Origin of the sequence: Leucobacter chinensis (assembly GCF_019049105.1) — a bacterium.
Lineage (GTDB): Bacteria > Actinomycetota > Actinomycetes > Actinomycetales > Microbacteriaceae > Leucobacter_A > Leucobacter_A chinensis.
The window spans coordinates 395409-416828 of the sequence record NZ_JAHQZR010000006.1; the positions used below are offsets into that span (position 1 = coordinate 395409).

The 21420-nt window shown below is 60.7% G+C and carries 21 protein-coding genes and 1 tRNA gene; 18 read left to right on the forward strand and 4 right to left on the reverse strand.

The annotated features are described in order from the left end of the window. Position 1: 1 nt before the first annotated feature. Both rph and KTJ78_RS09020 read left to right on the forward strand, forming a co-directional pair. Positions 2–739 (forward strand): ribonuclease PH, encoded by a 738-nt coding sequence (gene rph, locus KTJ78_RS09015; RefSeq protein ID WP_217134770.1) that lies wholly within the window; start codon positions 2–4, stop codon positions 737–739. After that, positions 736–1326, forward strand: a complete 591-nt coding sequence (locus tag KTJ78_RS09020; protein WP_217134772.1) for a non-canonical purine NTP pyrophosphatase — start codon at positions 736–738, stop codon at positions 1324–1326. The genes rph and KTJ78_RS09020 overlap by 4 nt, the downstream gene beginning before the upstream one ends. Here KTJ78_RS09020 and KTJ78_RS09025 read toward each other — a convergent pair. Beyond that, complete coding sequence (locus KTJ78_RS09025; protein ID WP_217134774.1) at positions 1315–1947, reverse strand: LysE family translocator; 633 nt, start codon at positions 1945–1947, stop codon at positions 1315–1317. The two genes, KTJ78_RS09020 and KTJ78_RS09025, sit on opposite strands and share 12 nt — an antisense overlap. Positions 1948–2083: 136 nt before the next feature. Here KTJ78_RS09025 and KTJ78_RS09030 point away from each other — a divergent pair, with 136 nt between their 5' ends. The 5 genes from KTJ78_RS09030 to KTJ78_RS09050 all read left to right on the forward strand — a co-directional run bounded on the left by KTJ78_RS09030 (position 2084) and on the right by KTJ78_RS09050 (position 5971). Next, positions 2084–2605, forward strand: coding sequence for a thioesterase family protein (locus KTJ78_RS09030; RefSeq protein ID WP_217134776.1), 522 nt, complete (start codon positions 2084–2086; stop codon positions 2603–2605). An 88-nt stretch (positions 2606–2693) separates the two neighbouring features. Beyond that, positions 2694–2774: transfer RNA gene (locus KTJ78_RS09035), tRNA-Leu, on the forward strand. Between the two features lie 160 nt (positions 2775–2934). Further along, positions 2935–3762, forward strand: coding sequence for a hypothetical protein (locus KTJ78_RS09040; protein ID WP_217134778.1), 828 nt, complete (start codon positions 2935–2937; stop codon positions 3760–3762). Between the two features lie 47 nt (positions 3763–3809). Next, positions 3810–5309: a hypothetical protein gene (locus KTJ78_RS09045; protein ID WP_217134780.1), complete on the forward strand. Its 1500-nt coding sequence runs from the start codon at positions 3810–3812 to the stop codon at positions 5307–5309. 26 nt (positions 5310–5335) lie between these two features. Continuing rightward, complete coding sequence (locus KTJ78_RS09050) at positions 5336–5971, forward strand: ABC transporter ATP-binding protein (protein ID WP_217134781.1); 636 nt, start codon at positions 5336–5338, stop codon at positions 5969–5971. A 52-nt stretch (positions 5972–6023) separates the two neighbouring features. Here KTJ78_RS09050 and cyoE read toward each other — a convergent pair whose 3' ends face one another. Further along, on the reverse strand, positions 6024–7091 hold the full coding sequence (gene cyoE, locus KTJ78_RS09055; protein WP_217134783.1) for a heme o synthase: 1068 nt from the start codon (positions 7089–7091) through the stop codon (positions 6024–6026). Positions 7092–7478: 387 nt separating this feature from the next. Here cyoE and KTJ78_RS09060 point away from each other — a divergent pair, with 387 nt between their 5' ends. Beyond that, a complete protein-coding gene (locus KTJ78_RS09060) occupies positions 7479–8261 on the forward strand; it encodes an SCO4651 family lipoprotein (RefSeq protein ID WP_217134789.1) in 783 nt (260 codons plus the stop codon). A gap of 124 nt (positions 8262–8385) precedes the next feature. On the opposite strand, the gene KTJ78_RS09065 is transcribed toward KTJ78_RS09060, so the two are convergent. Next, positions 8386–9063 (reverse strand): DNA-3-methyladenine glycosylase, encoded by a 678-nt coding sequence (locus tag KTJ78_RS09065; protein ID WP_217134791.1) that lies wholly within the window; start codon positions 9061–9063, stop codon positions 8386–8388. Between the two features lie 130 nt (positions 9064–9193). On the opposite strand from KTJ78_RS09065, the gene KTJ78_RS09070 reads away from it, so the two are divergent. The 10 genes from KTJ78_RS09070 to KTJ78_RS09115 all read left to right on the forward strand — a co-directional run bounded on the left by KTJ78_RS09070 (position 9194) and on the right by KTJ78_RS09115 (position 19715). Next, a complete protein-coding gene (locus KTJ78_RS09070; protein ID WP_217134793.1) occupies positions 9194–9751 on the forward strand; it encodes a YceI family protein in 558 nt (185 codons plus the stop codon). Between the two features lie 133 nt (positions 9752–9884). Beyond that, on the forward strand, positions 9885–10931 hold the full coding sequence (locus tag KTJ78_RS09075; protein WP_217134795.1) for a 3-isopropylmalate dehydrogenase: 1047 nt from the start codon (positions 9885–9887) through the stop codon (positions 10929–10931). 42 nt (positions 10932–10973) lie between these two features. Continuing rightward, positions 10974–12077, forward strand: coding sequence for a branched-chain amino acid aminotransferase (locus KTJ78_RS09080; RefSeq protein WP_217134797.1), 1104 nt, complete (start codon positions 10974–10976; stop codon positions 12075–12077). Between the two features lie 9 nt (positions 12078–12086). Further along, entirely contained in the window at positions 12087–12881 is a 795-nt protein-coding gene (locus KTJ78_RS09085) for a fumarylacetoacetate hydrolase family protein (protein ID WP_217134799.1), read from the forward strand. 74 nt (positions 12882–12955) lie between these two features. Beyond that, a complete protein-coding gene (gene rlmN / locus KTJ78_RS09090; protein WP_217134801.1) occupies positions 12956–14233 on the forward strand; it encodes a dual-specificity RNA methyltransferase RlmN in 1278 nt (425 codons plus the stop codon). 51 nt (positions 14234–14284) lie between these two features. Continuing rightward, complete coding sequence (locus KTJ78_RS09095) at positions 14285–15244, forward strand: LysR family transcriptional regulator (protein WP_217134803.1); 960 nt, start codon at positions 14285–14287, stop codon at positions 15242–15244. Continuing rightward, the gene (locus tag KTJ78_RS09100) at positions 15241–16545 is read left to right on the forward strand and encodes an MFS transporter (protein ID WP_369808049.1); all 1305 of its coding nucleotides are present in this window, start codon (positions 15241–15243) and stop codon (positions 16543–16545) included. The genes KTJ78_RS09095 and KTJ78_RS09100 overlap by 4 nt, the downstream gene beginning before the upstream one ends. A gap of 10 nt (positions 16546–16555) precedes the next feature. Further along, positions 16556–18088: a glutamate--tRNA ligase gene (gene gltX / locus KTJ78_RS09105; RefSeq protein WP_217134805.1), complete on the forward strand. Its 1533-nt coding sequence runs from the start codon at positions 16556–16558 to the stop codon at positions 18086–18088. A 3-nt stretch (positions 18089–18091) separates the two neighbouring features. Next, the gene (locus tag KTJ78_RS09110; RefSeq protein ID WP_217134807.1) at positions 18092–19081 is read left to right on the forward strand and encodes an NAD(P)/FAD-dependent oxidoreductase; all 990 of its coding nucleotides are present in this window, start codon (positions 18092–18094) and stop codon (positions 19079–19081) included. Next, complete coding sequence (locus KTJ78_RS09115; RefSeq protein WP_217134809.1) at positions 19032–19715, forward strand: queuosine precursor transporter; 684 nt, start codon at positions 19032–19034, stop codon at positions 19713–19715. Before KTJ78_RS09110 ends, KTJ78_RS09115 begins: the two co-directional genes overlap by 50 nt. Here KTJ78_RS09115 and tgt read toward each other — a convergent pair. After that, a complete protein-coding gene (tgt, locus tag KTJ78_RS09120) occupies positions 19712–20917 on the reverse strand; it encodes a tRNA guanosine(34) transglycosylase Tgt (protein ID WP_254259548.1) in 1206 nt (401 codons plus the stop codon). The genes KTJ78_RS09115 and tgt overlap by 4 nt on opposite strands. Positions 20918–21420: the final 503 nt, after the last annotated feature.

Consider the following 21420-nt stretch of genomic DNA (forward strand, 5'->3'; position numbering starts at 1 on the left):
CATGACCAAACGTGCCGACGGTCGCAGCCCCGACGAGCTGCGCGAGATCACGATCGAGCGAGGCTGGAGCGCCCAGGCCGAGGGCAGCGCCCTCATCTCGTTCGGCAACACGAAGGTGCTGTGCACCGCTTCGTTCACGAACGGCGTGCCGCGCTGGCTGAAGGGTAAGGGCACCGGCTGGGTCACCGCCGAGTACTCGATGCTGCCTCGCTCAACGAACGAGCGCATGGATCGCGAGTCGGTTCGCGGCAAGATTGGTGGCCGCACGCACGAGATCTCGCGCCTCATCGGCCGCTCGCTTCGTGCCATCATCGACACGAAGAAGCTGGGCGAGAACACCATCGTCATCGATTGCGACGTGCTGCAGGCCGACGGCGGAACCCGCACGGCAGCCATCACGGGAGCCTACGTCGCTCTCGTCGACGCGGTTGAGTGGGGCCGCAAGAATGGCTTCATCTCGCAAAAGGCCGAGGTGCTCACCGACAGCGTTGCGGCCGTCTCGGTCGGCATCATCGACGGAACCCCCATGCTCGACCTTCCTTACGTCGAAGACGTGCGCGCCGAGACCGACATGAACGTTGTCGTGACCGGCAGCGGCGACTTCGTTGAGGTGCAAGGAACCGCCGAGGGCGCACCGTTTAAGCGCGACGAGCTTGACGCGCTGCTCGACCTTGCCGTGGGCGGAGCAAAAACACTCACGGGCGTGCAGGCCAAGACGCTCATGGAGAAGCTCTCGTGATTCGCGTCGTTCTCGCCTCGCACAACCGCAAGAAGCTCGAAGAGCTCAGGCGCATCATCGGCCCGAAGGTGCCCGCGATTGAACTCGTGGGCTACGACGGCCCGGAGCCAGTTGAAGACGGTACGAGCTTCGCCGAAAACGCTCTCATCAAGGCCCGAGCAGCGGCGGCTCACACCGGCCTGCCGGCCATTGCCGACGACTCGGGCATCGCCGTTGATATTCTCGGCGGATCGCCGGGCATCTTCTCGGCTCGCTGGGGCGGCCCGGCTCGCGACGATCTCGCAAACCTCGAGCTGCTCAAGTGGCAGCTGAGCGACGTCGCGCACCCGCACCGCGGTGGCGCATTTATGTGTGCTGCCGCGCTCGTTCTGCCTAGCGGCGACGAGGTGACCCGCATGGGTGAGTGGCGAGGCACGATTCTTGAGCAGCCAAGGGGAGCAAACGGCTTCGGCTACGATCCGCTGTTTCAGCCCGACGGTTTCGACCGCTCGGCGGCAGAACTCACGCCCGCCGAGAAAGATGCCGAGTCGCACCGCACGCGCGCCTTCACGGCGCTCGTTGCCGACCTCAACCGGCTAGCCGAGTAGGGCGAGCAGCACCTCTGCCAGAATCGTGAGCGCCACGAGAATGAACACGGCGCCCGCGACAACGTCGAACCACGGTGCAACGCGGCCAAACCAGGCACGAAAGGCCTGCGACGACGAGGCGAGGGCCACGGCGACGAACCAGGCGACGCCGGTTGACACCATGACCGCGATGATGGTCGCGCTCGTGAGCCAGTCGGTGTGGGCTGGTAGAAACTGGCTGAGCAGTGCGGTGAAGAAGATGAGCGCCTTGGGGTTGGCGATGTTCGTCACAAAGCCGAGCAGAAACGGGCGGTTTGTCACTTTGACATCTGGGGTCTCGCCGCGTTCACGCAGCTGAGCGATGCCACCGCGAAGGCTCTTGACGCCGAGCCAGATGAGCACGCAGGAGCCGGCGACCTGCAACGTTGGTAGAAGCACCGGGAAGGTGCGAATGAGCGCGCTCATGCCGAGCACCGATGCGGTTGCCCACACAAGGTTGCCGGTCATGATGCCGAGAGCCGCGAGCACTGCGGGGCGGCGGTCACGAATGCCGAGCTTGAGGAGCAGGAAGGTGTCGGGCCCGGGCATCGCAATCGCGGCGAGCCACGCGATGAGCAGCGCGCCCCAGCTTGCGGCGGTCACGCGGCGCCCCCGACGGCGAGGCGAGTCACTCGTGTTTCGTGACTTTCGTCAATGACGGTGGGGCTTAAGAAGGGTGGTTTGCAAGGCACCCCACTATCATTTCAGATTGCGTGGGTAGCCGGTTACCATCGCAGGCATGAACCTGTATTTTCGTCTGCTGATGCTGTATTTGGGGCAGTGGCGTCGCTCGAAGCTTGGGGTGTGGAGCACGGGAACGAAGACGTTTCGTGTCATGCCCAACGACCTCGACCTGCTGGGCCACATGAACAATGGTCGCTACCTCACGCTCTGCGATCTGGGGCGCATGGACCTCATGCTGCGCTCCGGGTACTGGAAGCGGCTCACGGCGGCTGGCTGGTACCCGGTCGTCGCAGGTCAAATGGTGAGCTACCGTCGCTCGCTCAACCCCTTTCAAAAGTTTCAGCTCACCTCGCGAATGCTCGGCTTCGATGAGCACGGCGTCTATATCGAGCACACCTTTCGCACGCGTGAACACGTGTGCGCCCAGGTGCACCTGCGTGCCCGCTTTCTCAAAAAGAGCGGAGGCAAGGTGAATGACGATGAGCTGCGAGCATTCCTCGGGAGCGACCTTGCGGCCATGCCAGAGGTGCCTGAGTGGCTCTCGGAGTGGGCTGCGAGCACGCGTTCGCTTCGCTAAGCGGTTCTTCGGCGCGCCACACGTGGTGCGTGGTGCAACATGGTCCAGGCACGCTAGACTTGTCTGGTTCGCGCAATGAAGCGAGCGAGCGCGAGTGGCGGAATTGGTAGACGCGCTGGATTTAGGTTCCAGTGTCTTTGACGTGGGGGTTCAAGTCCCCCCTCGCGTACCGAGTGCAATGACCCCCGACCCCGGCTGAAAGCTGAGGCCGGGGGTCATGCTTTTCTGGCATACCGAACCAGCGTTAGGCGCTCCCTTCACTCAAATGAGGGATAGACGGGGCTTGTGCAATCGCAATACGATCAAACAGCCAGGTGGGTAGCTGACCGGTGAACGATCTCTTCATTCGAGTGCTGCTCCTCTCGATCGTGAAAGGCGATGACAGCCTCGTGCCCCAGCTCCGTACCAACCTCAGCGTTCGACGCCCATTCACGTGGTGGATCCCGCTCATCGTGTTTGTACTGCTCGCGACCATCAATCTCAGCACGGGGCTCTCAGAAGTTTCTCACAGCGTCTACCGGTCTGAGGCCCAGCTGGTGAGCGAGCTTATGGGAAGCCCGATCCGCCTTCTCTTTCCTGTCGCCGTCGCTGTGATTGCCGGTCCCGAGTTGGTCGGTGAGCTCAGGGAGCGATACATCGCCTCAACACGCACGCGGGCAGACATTCGCGCATACCTGAGCGGTACAGTAGCGCGCACCAGTATCACACTGTTTCTCGTATTTGCCGCTCTCGCGCTCGTGAACGTGATTGTAGGGTTGTATGTGGCACCCGCACTCTGGCCCGAGAGCACGAGCTATATTGCGTTCAACCTCGAATCGGCGCAGGAGGCAGCTGCCGAAGTCGAAGCGATAGCGCCACTCACACGGGCACTAGCGTTCGGGCCAGTAGCCTTTATGGTGGTCTGCGGGGTGTGGAGCGGCTTGCAGGCGGTGCTTTTCGGGGTGCTCATGTTCGTGTCTGCCGTCCTGATTCACAACAGCGTTCTTGCTCTTGCCACGCCGCTCGTGGTCTATCTCTTGCAGTCTTTCGTTCTGCAAGTTCTTGGTCTGCCGGCTTTTTCGTTTCTCTTGTCATCGATATACCCCGAAGGGCTTGCCTCCTTTGACCTGTCATCGGCGGTCTTTTCAGTGGCCGTGCTCGGGGTCATGAGCGTTTGAGTTGCCACGGCTCTGATTGCGACCGCTCGCACGAACCCACGATTCTCATGACCCTCGGGTTCTTTCGGGGGTTTCGTGAAGCGTTCTGCTCGCCGGTTACGGTGGGCTCAACGGCCCTTCTCACGATGTTTCTCATGTTTGAGACAGGGTTTCTGCCGCCGTCTAAGGGGGCGAACGGTTGGGACCTGCTGCTGGCTACCCTCAGCGAAGCAAAAAGTATCGCTCTCGTTGGGATCATCTGGTGGTACCTCATGCTTGTCCCTGTTCTTCGCGACCCGCTTCGTGAACAACGACTCATTCGCTACGGCACGCAGACGAGGGCATTGCTCGGGCATTTGGGAGTCATGACCGGCAAGCTCTTTGGCGGCGTCACTCAGCTCAGTCTTGTGAGCGTTGGTGTGCTCCTGGGTCTGGGCTATAGCCTGCAGCCGGTCTGGAGTTCGTGGGCCGGGGAAGCAAGCGGGCCTGAGCTGATGAGCGCCTATGAGAGCCGGGCTTTCGTTGACGCCTTCGGTGGGCCGCTGCCAGCGATGCTCTTGGTAGCGGTGTTTGCCGGCCTCGGAATGCTCTCAACCGGGTCGCTTGCCATAGCCATTTCGGTGAAGGGCTACTCAATGGCTGCGCTCTTGGGTTATGGTGCCTTTACTCTCTGGACGATGTGGTGCAGCTTTTCGGTTGCTGTTTCTCCGTTCATCGACACCGCGGCGCTCATGACGTTTGCCTGGGCGCGCACGACCCCTGGAGCAACACGTATCGCCATCCTCTGGTGGCTCGTGTGTCTGCTCGCTGCTTCCTGGATAACCTGGCGGTCACCTCGGCGTATTCGGGTGAGAGATGTCTGGAGTTCTCGCTGGGGCTCACTCGCCTCACTGTGGCTTATTGCCGCGCTCGGGGTTCTGCTGAGCTCGAAAACTGAGAGCAACGAAACGAGCGCGATCACCCGTGGCTTTTTTGCGGGCCCGTACGGCGACATTCTCACCGCCACCGTTCCGGTGTTGATCGCAGTGGGCTTTGCCACTGCTTTTCTTGCCAGGCTGGTCAACGATGACGACGCGTTCAGGCTCTACCGTGCACTCCGGGTAGGGAGTTATCGACGCTTGCTGGGGCAATCCCTCTTTCGCGAGGGAGCATATACGTTTGTGCTTGTGGGAGGGGTCGGCGTCATGCTGCTGTCTGCAGAGGTATCGCGTGGACAACCTTTGCTCACGTCGCTCGGTGACGCATCATTGTGGGGGAGTCTGAGCGGTCTGCTGGCCTCTACGTTCTGCCTGACAGCGATCGTGGCGCTGCTCACCTGGTCACCGTTCCCAAGCGCAACAAGCTGGCTTACGATCGTTGGAGCTGTGCTCGTGTCGGGATTATTTGCGCCAACGGGGGCATTTGCTGACTTGAACATCATCTCTCCATACGCGATTGACCCCGGTGTTCCAGGTGGCACAGCTCACAGCATGGCGGTCGTTGTCACGCTCGTGGTGGCTGTTTCTCTTGGCGCCGCTGCGCTGATTCGAGCGGCACCACGCCATGCCGACCATCTCATGTATTCCTGACCCATACACTTCTACCGAGGAGCAATATGCCGATCATTACACTCGACGCTGTGTCGAAGGCCTATCAGGGCCGCCCGCTCTACCGAAATGTCAACCTTGAGGTCAATGAGGGCGATTTTGTCTCATTTTCGGGGCCGAACGGTTCTGGCAAATCAGTGCTCTTTCGCCTCATGTGCCGGTTCCTGAGCCCTGACACGGGAACGGTCACGATTGACCCTCGATTCATGTCTCGCGGGAGAAGCTTTCCTGAATCGTTTGGAATTCTCATTGACCGCCCGGGCTACCTCCCGTCGCGAACGGGAATCGACAACCTTCGCGAACTCGCGGCTATTCGCGGGGTCATTGGTGACGACGAGATTCGGGCGACGCTCGAGTCGCTAGGGCTTGATCCTGCGCTCAAGCAGCGCGTACGTCAGTACTCACTGGGCATGAAGCAAAAACTTGCCCTGGCACAGGCGTTCATGGAGAGCCCCAAAGTGCTCATTCTCGATGAACCCTTCAACGCGCTTGATGCTGACGCTGTTGCGAACGTGAAAGCGATGCTTCGCGCTTTGAACGAGCAGGGAGTCACCATTGTTTTCACGAGCCACAACGCGCAAGATGTTGAAGAGCTTGCGAAGAAGCGATACCCGATCGAGAACGAAACACTCGTCGCCGCATAGCCCGGCATAACCGGGCGGGCGCTTTTCTCGTGATTTCAAGCGCAGGGTAGCGCTACGGCAGCAGTGGCCCGATCGAGATCATGAGGCTGTAAGCCATGATGATGATGAGTGAGAAACGGAACATGCGCCGAGCCCAAGCGTTGTCGTCTTCGGCCCTGAACCCCTGTACGCCGATGACGAGCCACCAGATACCGAGCACCCCCATGACCGCCGCGTATACCCAGCCGGTGTACCCGAGCGGGGTGAGTGCGATCGATGAGGCGACGTAAGCAACGGTGTAGACGAGAATCTGCACCTTTGCCGCAGGTACGCCATGGACGACCGTGATGACGGGCACTCCGGCGCGTGCATACTCGTCGCGGCGGTATACCGCAATCGAGTAGAACTCGGGCATCTGCCAAAAGAAAATTGCGAGAAAGACGAGCACCGCGGCCGCGTCTATGCTGCCCGTGACCGCAACGTACCCCGCGAAAATCGGGGCTGCTCCCGAGATGCTGCCGACGAGAGTGCCGTGCACGCTCATGCGCTTTGAGAGCATGCCATAGAGCACAACGTAGGTGAAGAAACCGGCGAGCCCCGTAACCACTACGAGCCAGTTGGTCCAGGCGACGAGCATGGCATTGCCGACGACGAAGAGCGCGATCGAAAAGATCACAGCGTTGCGCACACTGATGCTGCCTGAAACGGTTGCGCGCTTCTTGGTGCGTTCCATGCGGTCATCGATGTCGCGGTCGAGCACGTTGTTCAGCACGCAGGCCGAAGCGATCACGAGTGTCGTCCCGAAGATCGTCGCAAGAAAGAGGGGGGTATCAAATTCACGGGCAACACCCGAGGCGAGCAAGAAACCGGCAGCCGCGGTGAGCACATTGCCGTAGAGCACTCCCGGCTTCGTCAGCGAGTAATATCTGGCAAACGTGGCTCTGAACGTATCGCCGTCGGCCCGTGACGCGATTTTTGCGTCGGTACCGCGACTGCGTTCAGAGAAGACCGCTGCGTCTGCGAGCTCCGAAAATTCTGGAGCCGCAACACTCTCTCTTGCAGCGGCTTCACGATCGTTCCTGGCAGTTGTAGGAACGTTCGAAAGCGGTTGGTTATCTTCTGAGAACCCGCTAGCGGGCATGCGGATCTGACCTTTCTCAAGCCAGTGCGACCTGTGACTTGGGATGCCGCTGTTGGGTGCGGCGTGTTCGCATCGCCACGATGCCGGGACCGTGACGCAAACTATACAAACGTATGTACTAAATATACAGCGCCAATATATGTGCAAGCTTGCAGAGGCCCGAGTGGCGCTTGAGGCTCACCGCTGTGGAGCCTGCACGGTAGCTTTGAAAGTCGATAAGAATCTTTTTTCGAGAGCTGTGAGCGGCGTGATTCTAGGGAAACCGCTAGTCAGGCGATGTATTTACGACATCTGTCGCGTCATGGGTGTGTTGGAGTTGCAAGTATTTATTCGACAAGTGGCCTCGCAAAGTTGTGACGCGAGGCGCGCTCTTTCTATGCTGGGTACATGGCATCATTGAAAAAGATCACCGCGTTTACTACTCTCGCGCTCGTTGCGGCCCTCGGTTTGACCGGGTGTGGCGATGACGCTAAGCCGGCTTCGGCGCCGAAAGGCCAGGAGCAGGCAGAAAAAGCTTCGACGAACGAGCTGACGGCCGAGACTTTTGTGCAGCGCATCAATGATGCTCAGTACAAGGCTGGTTCAGCGAGCATGCTCATGGAAATGTCGCAGATGGGAATGGACATGGAGGCAACCGCCGATGTGATCATTTCTGAAAAGCCTGAAGACGTTGCGATGAGCATGACCATGAACATGCCTGGCACCGACAGTGAGATGAAAATGATCATGATCGGTACCGACGCTTACATGAACATGGGCGAGATGACCCAGAACAAGTTCGCCAAGCTTTCACTCGATGAGCTTGACGGTGCTGGCATGGGCAATCTCGAATCACAGAGCAACCCTGCGGCACAGTTCGAGCTTTTCGAAAAAGCACTCACCGACTTCAAAGTTGGCGACACTGAAAAGATCGACGGAGTAGAGACCACGAAGTACACGCTCTCGCTCGACACGAAGATCGTTGTTGAAGAGGGCGGTCAGGAGATGACCCCCGAGGTGACCGAGCTTCTTGGCGATACCCTCACCTACGAGATGTACGTCGATAGCGACGACCTTCCAAAGCGCATCGTCATGCCGATGGGCGATGGCGAGACGGTTATTACTTTCTCTGACTGGGGCAAGGACATGAAGGTTGAAGCTCCTGCTGACGATGAGATCGTAGAGTTCTAAGAAACCTTTAGCGCGAATGACGGCTTAACCTCATAGCGCAAAACCAAAACAAGCAAACGTCGGCCTTATCCTCACGGGTAGGGCCGACGTTTTACTGTCTGCCCAGTACTTCTCGGCCGTGCCGTCACGTCGTTGCTGGTCGCGGGGGTCGCCACGCAGGTGCACCACGACCGGGGCGAAACGCTGAAACGGTCGGATCGCCTGAAAACCAGAAGCGCCATGCAAAGTCGCTACCCCCTGCGTGCCCGGCAACGCCGACTCTTGGGCCGCTCATGATTGATGCGGTGGGCGAGGGAGAAGGGGGCTCCAAATGGAATGGGGCGGCAAACAGGTCGAGCCCGTCGTGAGTCTCACGAGTGATGCCGAGAGCGGCGGCGAGGTTGCCGGGCCCCTTCGCGAGAGCGGCGTGGGCGATGGGAGTCGACAAGCTGCGCGATCCGCGTTTTTCAAGGCGTCTGGCGATCGCGAGATCGGTGCCCTCAACGATCTCGGCAGAACGCACGAGAACCCCGGAGGCGATGCCGCTCGGTGAGCACACGAGGTTTAGCGCGTAGTGCATGCCGTAGTTGAGATAGACGTACGCGTGCCCGGGCTCGCCGAACATTGAGGCGTTGCGATCGGTCTTGCGGTCTTTCGAGTGCGATCCAGCATCGTATGGGCCGGGAACACCGACACCGTGATAGGCCTCGACCTCGGTGATGCGCAGCGTGACCTGACCGCTGGGTGAGTCGATCGTGAGCCGGGTTCCGAGTACGCGAGGCGCTACCTCGAGCGCGTGAGGGAAGAAAAACGAGCGATTCATTGCTCTCAAGTATGACACCGAGGCTTTGGGAACACAGGTTTTTCGGCACGGGGAATAAAGCGCTCAGGGGCAGCGTTACACCATGCATACGCCAATTGGCGTGACACGCTTATCACGAAGGGAAACCCTTATGACCATTACCGCTGAACAGATTCCTGGCTACCAAGCTGGCACCTGGACCATTGACCCGGCCCACTCAGAGGTGACCTTTTCAGTGCGGCACATGGCGATCAGTAAGGTCAAGGGCCGTTTTGAGAACTTTGACGCCACGTTCGTGACCGCTCCCAACCCTCTCGATTCGACCGTGAAAGCGACCGTTGAGGTTGCCTCGGTGAACACGAAGCAGGCGCAGCGCGACGAGCACCTTCGTACGAGCGACTTCTTCAAGGCTGATGAGTTTCCTCAGCTCACCTTCGAGTCGACCGGTGCTCGTGAAGAGAACGGCGAGCTGAAGGTTGACGGCAACCTCACGATGCGCGGCGTCACGAAGCCCGTCACCTTCGATTTTGAGTTCGGCGGCGTTGTCGTTGACGGCTACGGCCAGACGAAGGCGGGCTTTGAAGCGAAGACCGTGGTGAACCGCGAAGACTTCGGTGTGAACTGGAACTCGGCTCTCGACCAGGGCGGTTTCGTGCTCGGCAGCGACGTCACGATTTCACTCGACGTGCAGGCCACGCTTCAGCAGTAACCGGTTACCTAAGCGGCAGCGGCCGTGAGAACGGGCGGCGAGATTCTTCAGTGAGTCTCGCCGCTTCGTCGTTTCTGGGTGCTTGCTAGCGGTAGGATGGCCTGAACATCACAGTTATATCGAGGAGGCACTGGTGACACGCACCATCAAGCTTGCAGTTATTCCCGGCGACGGAATTGGGCCCGAGGTTGTACAGCAAGCGAATCGCGTGATCGATGCCGTCACTCGAGATAGTGACGTGGTGTTTGAGCGTACTGAGTTCTCGCTCGGTGCTGAGCGATTTCTCGCAACCGGCGATACCCTGCCTGAAGATGAGCAGCGTGCGATTGCCGAGCACGACGTCATTCTGTTTGGGGCCGTTGGTGGAGTGCCAGGCGACGAACGCCTGCGCAGTGCGAACATTGAGCGAGGCCTGCTCCTGAAGCTACGCTTCGACTTTGACCACTACGCAAACGTGCGTCCTTGCACGCTCTTTCCCGGGGTCACCTCACCACTCGCGAACCCTGGCGACATCGACTTTGTTGTCGTGCGCGAGGGCACTGAGGGCCCGTACGTTGGCAATGGCGGATCGCTCCGTAGTGGCCCCCACGAGGTGGCGACCGAGGTTTCAGTCAACACCGCCTTTGGTGTTGAACGCGTGGTGCGGTACGCCTTCGAGCTCGCGCAGTCGCGCCCCCGCAAGAAGCTCACCTGGGTGCACAAGACGAACGTGCTCGTGCACGCGGGCAAGATTTGGCAGCGCGCCGTCGAAACCGTCGGCGCCGAGTATCCAGAGGTGCAGGTTGACTACCTGCACGTTGATGCCGCAACAATCTTCTTCGTGCAAGACCCCGCACGGTTCGACGTCATCGTCACCGACAACCTCTTTGGTGACATCCTGACCGACATTGCTGGCGCCATTGGCGGCGGTATTGGCCTCGCGGCCTCGGGTAACGTGAACCCCGATAAAACCTTCCCGAGCATGTTTGAGCCGGTACACGGCTCAGCGCCCGACATTGCGGGTAAGGGCATCGCCGATCCGACCGCGGCGATTCTCTCGGCAGCGCTCATGCTCGATCACCTCGAACTGCCCACCGAGGCGGAGCGAGTGAGGCAGGCCGTTCGTGCCGACCTTGCGAGCCGAGACGACGCGTCACGATCAACCGACGAGATCGCCCAGGCAATTCTCGCTCACCTCTAATTTTTTCTTCCGTTCTTTTTCATCATGAGAGAAGGCACACTGATGACGAACATCACTTTTACCACGACCCAGGCTGAGCGCCGCACTGACGCAGAGCGCGAGGCGGTTCTTCAGAACCCCGGGTTTGGTACGCACTTCACCGACCACATGGCATCGATTACCTGGAGCGCTGCCGAGGGCTGGCACGACGCAGAGATTCTGCCCTATGGCCCGATTCCGGTCGATCCCGCCTCGAGCGTGCTTCACTACGGCCAGGAGATCTTCGAGGGTCTCAAAGCATACCGTCACGAGGACGGCTCGATCGTCGTGTTCAGGCCCGAAGAGAACGGACGTCGTCTGAATGAGTCGGCAGTGCGCCTCGCGCTTCCAGAGCTGCCCGTTGAGCTCTTCGTGGAGGCCGTCAAACAGCTCGTCACGATCGACGCTGATTGGGTGCCCCGAGGCGAAGATCAGAGCCTCTACATTCGCCCCTTCATGATTGCCGACGAGAGCTTCCTCGGGGTTCGTGCGGCCGAGCGTGCCAGGTTCATCGTCATTGCTAGCCCAGCCGGCGCTTACTTCACCGGGGGCATCAAGCCGGTGTCGATCTGGCTTTCGCAGGAGTTCTCGCGCGCGGGTCACGGCGGCACCGGTGCCGCTAAGTGCGGCGGCAACTACGCCGCTTCGCTCTTGCCCCAGAACATTGCGGCCGAGAACGGCTGCCAGCAGGTACTCTTCACCGATTCAAACACGGTCGACACGATCGACGAGCTCGGCGGCATGAACCTCTTCCTCGTGCGCTCAGACAAAACGCTCCTTACCCCGGCGCTTAACGGCAATATTCTCGCGGGTATTACCCGCAAGAGCCTCATCGAGCTCGCCGAGGCGCGCGGGTATCGCGTTGAAGAGCGGGCAGTGACCGTGAGCGAGTGGCGCGAGGGCGTTGCCGACGGAACGATCACCGAGGCCTTTGCCTGCGGCACAGCTGCGGTCATCACCCCGATCGGCGAGTTGAAGTCGCCCGACTTCTCCATTTCGTTCGGCGACAAGGCTCCCGGCGAGCTCACGATGTCGCTGCGTGAAGAGCTCACCGGTATTCAGACGGGCACCCGTGAAGACTCACGAGGCTGGCTCACCGAGATTGTTTCAAGCGAACAGGCAGCGTAGGGGGTTCTCATGCGGGTAGCACGTTTTCGCGCGGCAGATAACACGATTGCCTTCGGCGTTTTTGACGAGGCCGAGAACGGAGAGGGCGAGGAGCTCGTAGAGCTCGTCGCTGATCCGCTCGTTGCTGGCTACGAAACCACGGGGCGTCGTTTCTCGCTCGACGAGGTGACGCTGCTCGCGCCCGTGATTCCACGATCGAAGGTCGTGTGCATCGGTAAGAACTACCTCGATCACGTTGCCGAGATGCAAGAGCGGGGCATGGGTGGAGAGGCTCCTAAGGAGCCGCTGCTCTTCCTGAAGCCCAACACGGCGGTCATCGGGCCCGACGATGCGATCGTGCGCCCCTCGCTGTCAAACCAGGTTGAGTTTGAGGGCGAGCTCGCCATCGTCATCGGTGCCCTCGCTAAAGAGGTTCCCGAGGAACGGGCACTTGAAGTCGTGTTTGGCTTCACCTGCGGCAATGATGTGACGGCTCGCGACCTGCAGTACGCCGACGGCCAGTGGGCAAGGGCCAAAGGCTTCGACACGTTCTGCCCGCTTGGCCCGGTCATCGAAACCGACCTTGACCTCAGTGATCTCGCGATCGAGACCCGCGTCAACGGCGAGGTCAAGCAGCGCTCGTCAACGGCCCACCTGATCCACTCGATTCCGAAGCTAGTGGCGCATGCCTCACAGGCCTTCACGTTGCTTCCCGGCGACGTGATTCTCACGGGCACGCCCGAGGGCGTCGGAGCTCTTGAGCCCGGCGACGTTGTCGAGGTCGAAGTCGAGGGTATCGGCGTTCTGCGCAACCCCGTTCGCTAGGACGCTGCCAGGCCCAGGGCGCCCCGAAGTGCCCTGGGCAATGGCTCAGGCCGACTGTGAGAGAATTGGGCACTATGGATCCCACAAAACTCGCGCACACCGACGGCAACGGCTACCGGTCAACCAGGCCAAAACAGGTTCGCCCGAAGGCCGAGGGCTGGGTTCAAGCGACGAACCCTGACGGGCGCCCGACCCTGCAGTTTGCCTCGCCGAGGGTGAAGCAGCCGCCGCAGCACCTGGCCGACATGACGCTCGAAGAGCGCGAAGCCGCTATCAAAGAGCTCGGGTTGCCCGGGTTTCGCGCGAAGCAGATCTCGAAGCACTACTTCGAGCACTACACCTCAGAGACTGAGGCAATGACCGATCTGCCCAAGGATTCACGAGCGGCGATCACCGAGCGCTTTTTCCCGCCACTGCTCACCGAGGTAAAGCGGCTGCAAACTGACAACGGTGACACCATCAAGTTCCTGTGGCGCCTCTTCGACGGTGCCCTCGTCGAGTCGGTTCTTATGCGCTACCCGGGCCGCATCACGCTGTGCGTCTCAAGCCAGTGTGGCTGCGGTATGAACTGCCCGTTCTGCGCGACGGGGCAGGCGGGCCTCACCAGAAACATGTCGACCGCCGAGATTCTCGACCAGGTTGTGCAAGCAAACCGCATCATTCGTGCCGGCGAGCTTGGCGGCACGAGGCGCGGCTCGATGCACTTCTCAGAAGAGCGCGTCAACAACATCGTGTTCATGGGCATGGGCGAGCCACTCGCAAACTACAAGCGCGTCATGAACGCCGTGCACTGCATGGCGGCCGAGGCTCCCGAGGGCCTCGGGATGAGCGCGCGTGGCATCACGGTCTCGACCGTCGGGCTCGCGCCAGCGATCCGCAAGCTTGCCGACGAGAACCTTCCCGTCACGTTTGCGCTGTCACTGCACGCGCCCGACGATGAACTGCGCGACGAACTCATCCCGGTCAACAGCCGCTGGAAGGTTGATGAGGTACTCGATGCCGCAAAGCACTATTTTGACACGACCGGGCGCCGCGTCTCGATCGAATATGCCCTCATCAAAGACATGAACGATCACGCCTGGCGTGCTGATTTGCTCGCTGAGCGACTGAACGCAAGGGGGAAGGGATGGGTACACGTGAACCCGATTCCGCTGAACCCGACCCCTGGGTCGATCTGGACCTCGAGCGATCCCGATGTTACTGACGAGTTCGTGCGCAGGCTCAATGCCGCTGGCATTCCGACGACGCTGCGTGATACGCGCGGTAAAGACATCGATGGTGCCTGCGGGCAGCTCGTTGCAACCGAGGCCGATAAGCAGGAAGCACAGCGCATCGCGGCGAGCGATTCATAAGATCTTCAAAAGAGTTATGCGATAAAGCATGTAATCGCTTATACTGCGGGTATGACCACGCTGCGTAATGCCGAGTCGTATGACTCAATTGACTCAACCGAGATGCGCATTCTTCACGCGCTCTCGACCACCGGGTCGCTCACCCAGGTCGCTGCGACCCTGGGGCTGAGCCAACCCGCGATCAGCCAACGGCTGAAGCGCCTTGAACAGAGGCTTGCCGTGCCGCTCATCGAACGACAGGGGAGGGGGGTACGACTCACCCCGGCCGGGCAGATTCTCGCCGATCACGGGCGTACCGTGGTCGCCGAGATTGACGCCGCTCTCGCAGCCATCGATGACCTTCGGGGCGACCGCGGGGGAGTGCTGCGTATGGCAGGGTTCCCCTCGGCCTCGGCGACGGTGATTCCGCGGCTCATGCGCATGCTGCAGGAGCAGGCGCCTCAGGTGACCTTTCAGTACCGTGAGCAGGAGCCGCCAGAGGCGATCCAGCTGCTGCGCGACGGTGAGGTTGACTGCGCGCTCGTCTTTCAGTACTCAGAGTCTGAACCCCTGCCGACGCTCTTTGAGTTCACGCCGCTCTGGCGCGAAGAGATGTGGCTTGTTGTTCCCGAAGAGCGTTCGCAGGGCATGGAACGTGCGGCGCTTTCCGCGTTTCGTGATGACCAGTGGATCGCGGGCTGCACCCGCTGCCGCGGCCACCTGACCCGCGCGACCAAGCGTCACGGCTTCGAGCCAGAGATTGTGCAAGAAACCGACAATATGCCGGCCTCGATCGCGATGGTGGCCGCCGGTAACTCGGTCTCGATGGTGCCCGGCTTGGCGCTCGCTGCGCAGCCAACACTGCCTGCAGGAGCTCGCGCGCTGCGACTTGAAGAGCCTGAGTATCGAACGATCGGTCTCATCAACGTTGACACCGCTAACGAGAGCCCCGCGGTGAAACTCGCGAAGCGGCTGCTCGGCAACATCGACGGTAGTACCTGGAACCTCCTCACCGAACGAGTCGGTCGGTGACCGCCGCGAGCCCCGTCGGGGCGCGGCACAGCCGGTATCCGCTGGAGCGAGGCGGCGCACTGCAACGAAAAACGCTCTGGGTGCTCTCGGCGGGCACCATCCTCGGCGGGCTTGGTGTTGGCGCCTCGCTCTCGGTCGGGGCCCTGCTGCTCGCAGAGGTGAGCGGCTCGGCCGGCATCTCGGGGCTCGCCTCGGCAATGTTCAACATGGGCGCTGCGCTCGCGGGTATTCCACTCGCAAAGCTCGCGGCCGCGAAGGGCCGCCGTCGCGCAATCGTCACCGGCAACAGCGTCGCGATGATCGGAGCGATCACGGCGGTCTACGGCACCTCGATCGGGGTCTGGCCGGTGCTCGCGCTGGGCATTCTCGTGCTCGGCGTTGCGAGCTCGGTGCAATTGCTCGCACGGTTTACCGCGACCGACCTCGCGCTCCCGCAAAACCGTGCGCGCGACCTCTCGCTCGTCGTCTGGACCATTACGATCGGCGCCGTTGTCGGCCCGAACCTTATGGGGCCGGGGGCGTGGATCGGCGGAGTGCTCGGCATCAACCCGCTCGCGGGCGTGTTCGTCTTCACGATTGCCGCGCAACTACTCGCGGCGACCGTCAGCTGGTTTGGGCTGCGGCCCGATCCGCTACTCACAGCACGCGACCTCCCCGCAGAAGACGTCTCTGCCGCGGGTTCGAACGCTCCCGTCGCTGTGCCCATTAGTCGCGGAGGGCAGGCGCGGGTCATCGTGCTCATTGCCATGGCGCAGGCGGTCATGGTGGCGCTCATGGCGATGGCGCCGCTGCATATCATGGACACGGGCGGCACCCACGAACGAGTGGGCTTCACCCTGAGCCTGCACATCGCCGGCATGTATGTACTTTCTCCGGTCTTCGGCATGCTCGCGATGAAGATCGGGCGCCCCGCGGTGGTGAGCATCGGCTGGGCCATTCTGCTCGTCTCGGTTGGGCTCGCCTTCGTTGCGCATACCTCGCCCATCGTGATGGAAGCGTCAATGATGCTGCTCGGCGTCGGGTGGGGAGCCGTTACGGTGGCAGGCGCGACGCTCATCACCGAGCTCACGCCGGTCGCTGATCGCACGAAACGCCAGGGCCAGTCAGACGCGATTATGAGCGGATCGGGCGCGATCGCCGGCGTGCTCGCAGGCATCGCCTTTGCCGTGAGTGGGTACCAGCTCATTGCCCTCGTGTGCCTCGTACTCATCGCGGTAGGCATCATCGCCACCGTGGCGGTTGCCCGCGAGTCGGCACGCGCGCGAGCCGCGAGCGGGGCAGATTCTCAGAAGGCAGAGTAAAGTGGTAGTGATGTCTACAAGTGATTCTGCTCCGAAGTTTTCAACCGCTACCGGAAGCGACGTTCGCGTACGCTTTTGCCCCTCACCGACCGGCACGCCTCACGTCGGTATGGTGCGCACGGCCCTCTTCAACTGGGCCTACGCACGCCACACCGGGGGCACGTTCGTCTTTCGTATCGAAGACACCGACGCCGCCCGCGACAGCGAAGAGAGCTACGGCCAAATTCTGGAATCGATGCGCTGGCTCGGTCTCGACTGGGACGAAGGCATTGATGTCGGCGGGCCTCACGGCCCGTACCGACAGTCACAGCGTGGCGATATTTACGCCGATGTCGCGAAGCGCCTGCTTGAAGCAGGGTACCTCTACGAGAGCTTCTCAACGGCAGAAGAGATCGATGCCCGTAACGAGGCCGCTGGTCGACCAAAGCAGCTCGGTTACGACAACTACGATCGCACGCTGACCGACGAGCAGAAGGCAGCGTTTCGTGCCGAGGGCCGCGAGCCCGCGTTGCGCTTCCGTATTCCTGACGACCTTGACCTCTCGTTCGACGACCTGGTGCGTGGCGAGATCTCGTTCCCTGCGGGTTCAACCATTGACTACGTGGTCGTGCGCCCGAACGGCGCCGCGCTCTACACGCTCACGAACCCCGTAGATGATGCGCTCATGGGGGTGACGCACGTGCTGCGCGGCGAAGACCTCCTATCGTCGACGCCGCGTCAGATCGCGATGCACAACGCGCTCGTTGAGATCGGTCTCGAGACCGCGATTCCTCGCTTCGGCCACCTGCCATACGTCATGGGTGAGGGCAATAAGAAGCTCTCGAAGCGTGACCCCGAGTCGAACCTCTTGCATCATCGCGCGCGCGGTTTCATTCCCGAGGGGCTGATTAACTACCTCTCTCTGCTTGGCTGGTCAATTGCCGCCGACCGTGACATCTTCTCGGTTGACGAGCTAGTCGCGGCCTTTGACGTCGAAGACGTGAACCCGAACCCCGCCCGCTTCGACCAGAAGAAGGCCGACTCGATTAACGGTGATCAGATTCGTCTGCTCGCAGAAGCCGACTTCACCGAGCGCATGGTGCCCTACCTTGTCGATGGCGGCGTCATCGGCGAGGAGCCCTCTGCTGAAGAGCTTGAGATCGTTCGCGCGGCGGCACCCCTCGTGCAGTCACGCGTCGCAGTCATGAGCGAGGTTGTCGGCCTCACCGAGTTCCTCTTTGCGAAGAGCGAAGACATCGTCTACGAAGATGATGCGCTCAAGACACTCAAAGACGGCTCGCTCGAGGCGTTGAAAGCGGGGCGTGCCGCACTCGAAGGAGTCGAGGCGTCGGCCTGGAACACTGAGGCGATTCAGGGAGCACTGCAGGACGCGCTCATTGACGGCCTTGGGCTGAAGCCCCGAATTGCGTTTGGGTCGTTGCGAGTAGCAGCATCGGGCAAGCGTATCTCGCCGCCTCTGTTCGAATCGTTTGAGATTTTGGGTAAGTCCGAGACGCTTGCGCGTCTCGATCGCTTCGCCACCTTCCTTGAGCACCGGGAGTAATCGTTGCAGCACGCTGAGATCGTCATCATCGGCGGCGGCCCCGCAGGGCTCGCCGCCGGCCTGAGCCTCGTTCGTAACCTTCGCAGGGTCACGATTCTCGACTCGAATCGGCCGAGACACTCAGCAACACTCACCGCCCACGGATTTCTCACGAGAGACGGCATCGCGCCCAGCGAGCTTCGCCGCATCGGGCGCGAAGAATTCGAGGCGTACGAACACGCCAACTTCCATCAGGCCAAGGCGACGAGTGTTCGTCCGCTTTCGGCGGAGGAAGCGCGTGATCAAGGCTTCAGCGATGGGATTGGCTTTGAGGTCAAAGCTTCGGGCGTGAGGGGCAACCCTGACGTGCACCTCTTCACCCAGCGTGTGCTCGTGACTGCGGGTCTCGTCGAAGAGCTACCAGCCTTTGCTTCGATCCGCGTCTTCTATGGCACGGCATTGCACAGTTGTGTCGAGTGCGACGGGTTTGAAAAGAGCGACGCGCCGCTCGCGCTCATCGGTGAAACCACCGATCTCTTTCAGCGTGCGCTACTCGTGGGGCGCTTCAGCACCGACCTTGTCGTCTTTACGAACGGTGCCGACACGATCAGTGACGCTGAAGAAGCCTACTTGCGCTCCATCGACATTCCTGTCGAGCGACGTGAAATCGATGATCTAGTCGGGGTACAATCGGAGATGACCGGTGTGCGGCTCAAGGATTCAACTGTGATTCCGAGGGTCGGTGGGTTCGTAAGGCCCAGGTGGCACGCGCCGGTTGAATTCTTGTCAGAACGCGAGATTGAGCGCAATGACTGGGGGCTTCTTGTCGTCGATGCACGCGGTGAAACCTCGGTTCAAGGCCTCTATGCTGCGGGAGACATCGTGCCGCCAGGCCCGAGGTCTCTCATGATTGCAGCGGGGGCCGGCGCTCAGACCGCCCTTCGTATGAATATGGATCTGATTCGTGCCACACACCACCTCGGCCCAGTACCGAACCCCAGAAATTCACGGTAGTTACGCAGTCATTGTTGCACTGTTCACGGGCTTGCTCGTGATCTCAAACGTCGTAGCGGTCAAGCTCATCTCGTTTGGCCCGCTCACGGTCGATGGGGGAGTGTTCCTGTTTCCGCTCGTGTATATCGTGGGTGATGTGCTCGCCGAGGTCTACGGTTTTAAGGGCACTCGGCGAGCTATTTTCACGGGTTTTGCGCTCTCAATTCTCGCGACCGCAACGATTCTGCTCGTACAAGTTTCACCAGCCGCGGCAGAGTGGGGCGGTCAGGCCGCATATGAAGAGATTCTCGGGTTCGTTCCCCGCATTGTCGCCGCGAGCATGGCCGGCTACCTCGCCGGTCAACTCGTTAACGCATGGGTGCTCGTGAAACTCCGAGACCGGGCACGGCAGGCGAAAGGGCCAGCAGCATCACTCTGGTTCAGGCTTATCGGCTCAACAGCCGTTGGCCAGCTTGTTGACACGACGGTGTTTTGTGTCATCGCGTTTTACGGCGTGATCGTCGGATGGCAGTTTCTCGGGTACACCGTGCTCGGGTACGTCATTAAGGTCGGGGCAGAGGTAGTTCTCTTGCCGGTCACGACCCGAGTGATTGCCTGGGTGCGCAGGCGTGAAGGTGTGACCCCCGAAATCTAGGCCACGCGCGTTGCGAGAAACTCCCTGAGGAACTCGGGCCCGTAAAACTTGCCGATGACTTCTTCGCGAAGCTCGACGAAGGTGTCGTCTTCGATGCTCTGCCTGATCCGGTCAACGAGTCGCACGTGAAAGCGCTCGTTGTGAATCGTCGAGAGGGTCGACGCGAGCATCTCTTTTGACTTGAAGAGGTGGTGCACATAGGCCGCGGTGTAGTTTTCGCAGGTGTAGCAGTCGCATTCTGCGTCGAGAGGTTCGAAGCGGCGGCGCTGGGCTGCGGCTTTCGCGTTCAAACGCCCGTTCCAGGTGTAGAGCGTGCCGCCCCTCGCGCCACGCGACGGCGCAACACAGTCGAACGTATCGGCGCCCGCGGCAACCGCGACGAAGAAGTCATCTGGCTCTGAGATGCCGAGTAGGTGGCGGGGCTTGTGCTCTGGCAGTTCATCGGTGACCCACGAGACGATACGGCCGAGGTCGGCTTTCTCAAGGGCGCCACCAATGCCGAAGCCATCAAACATCTGCTGGGGGTGTTCGCTGCCCGTCATCTCAGCGAGCCCTCGTGCAGCATCGCGGCGAAGGTCTTCGTACTGCGCACCTTGGACAACGCCAAAGAGCGCTTGATAGGGGCGGTGCGTACGCTCGGCGGTGAGCTTTGCGTGTTCATCGAGGCATCGCACTGCCCAGCGAGCGGTTCGCGCAACCGAGTCTTCTTGGTACGGGCGCGTGTTGAGCAGGGTCGTGCACTCGTCGAAAGCGAACATGATGTCGGCGCCGAGCTGGTGTTGAATCTGCATCGAAACCTCGGGCGTGAAACGGTGGGTGTCGCCGTTGATGAACGACTTGAACGTCACACCGTCTTCGTCAACGCGTGCGAGTCGGTCTTTCGTTTTCGCGATGACTTCAAGATCGGTGTGCTCGGCTTCGGTCATTGAGATGACCTTCTTGAAGCCGACACCGAGTGACATGACCTGGAACCCGCCCGAGTCAGTGAATGTGGGGCCGGGCCAGTTCATGAACCGGCCGAGCCCGCCAGCCTCATCAACGAGGTCGCTGCCCGGCTGCAAGAAGAGGTGGTAGGCGTTCGCGAGAATTGCCTGGCTGCCGAGATCATCCATCGTCTCGGGAAGAACCGCTTTGACGGTTGCTTTGGTGCCCACCGGAATGAACGCGGGGGTACTGATCTCACCGTGAGGGGTGCGGATCATGCCCGTTCGCCCGAGAGGTCGATCGTCGGTACCTCGAAAGCTCCCTTCGTTTTGACGGGTGCCGAGGGCAAAAGAGAAGGGGGCTTCGGTGGGCTCTGAGTGGTTCGTGTTCACGCGACTATTCAACCATTAGCGGGTGACAAAGATGAGAAACCGCGTGAATAGGCGAAGACACGCCCGGGGTTTGCTGCCATTTGCGGGCATAGGCAGATCGGCGTAAAGTTTTCATCTGTTGGCCCGCACGGCGGAAAGCCGGAAGGGCCAGAACAACTAGCAAAGCAGCTTGCACAATCTAACGCCTCGTGCTAGATTATGTATCTGCGGCTCTTCTTGCTGAAGTTGATAAGACACTTCAGTGATTATAAGAGCGTGCTACAACTCAAGTGCCTCATGAGTGTTCGGTGAAACGAATGAGCGTGGAGGCCCTGGTCCTTGAGAACTCAATAGTGTGCACTAAATTGTCAAATGCCAATTTTTTGTAATCCTCCGTTTTTGGAGAGATT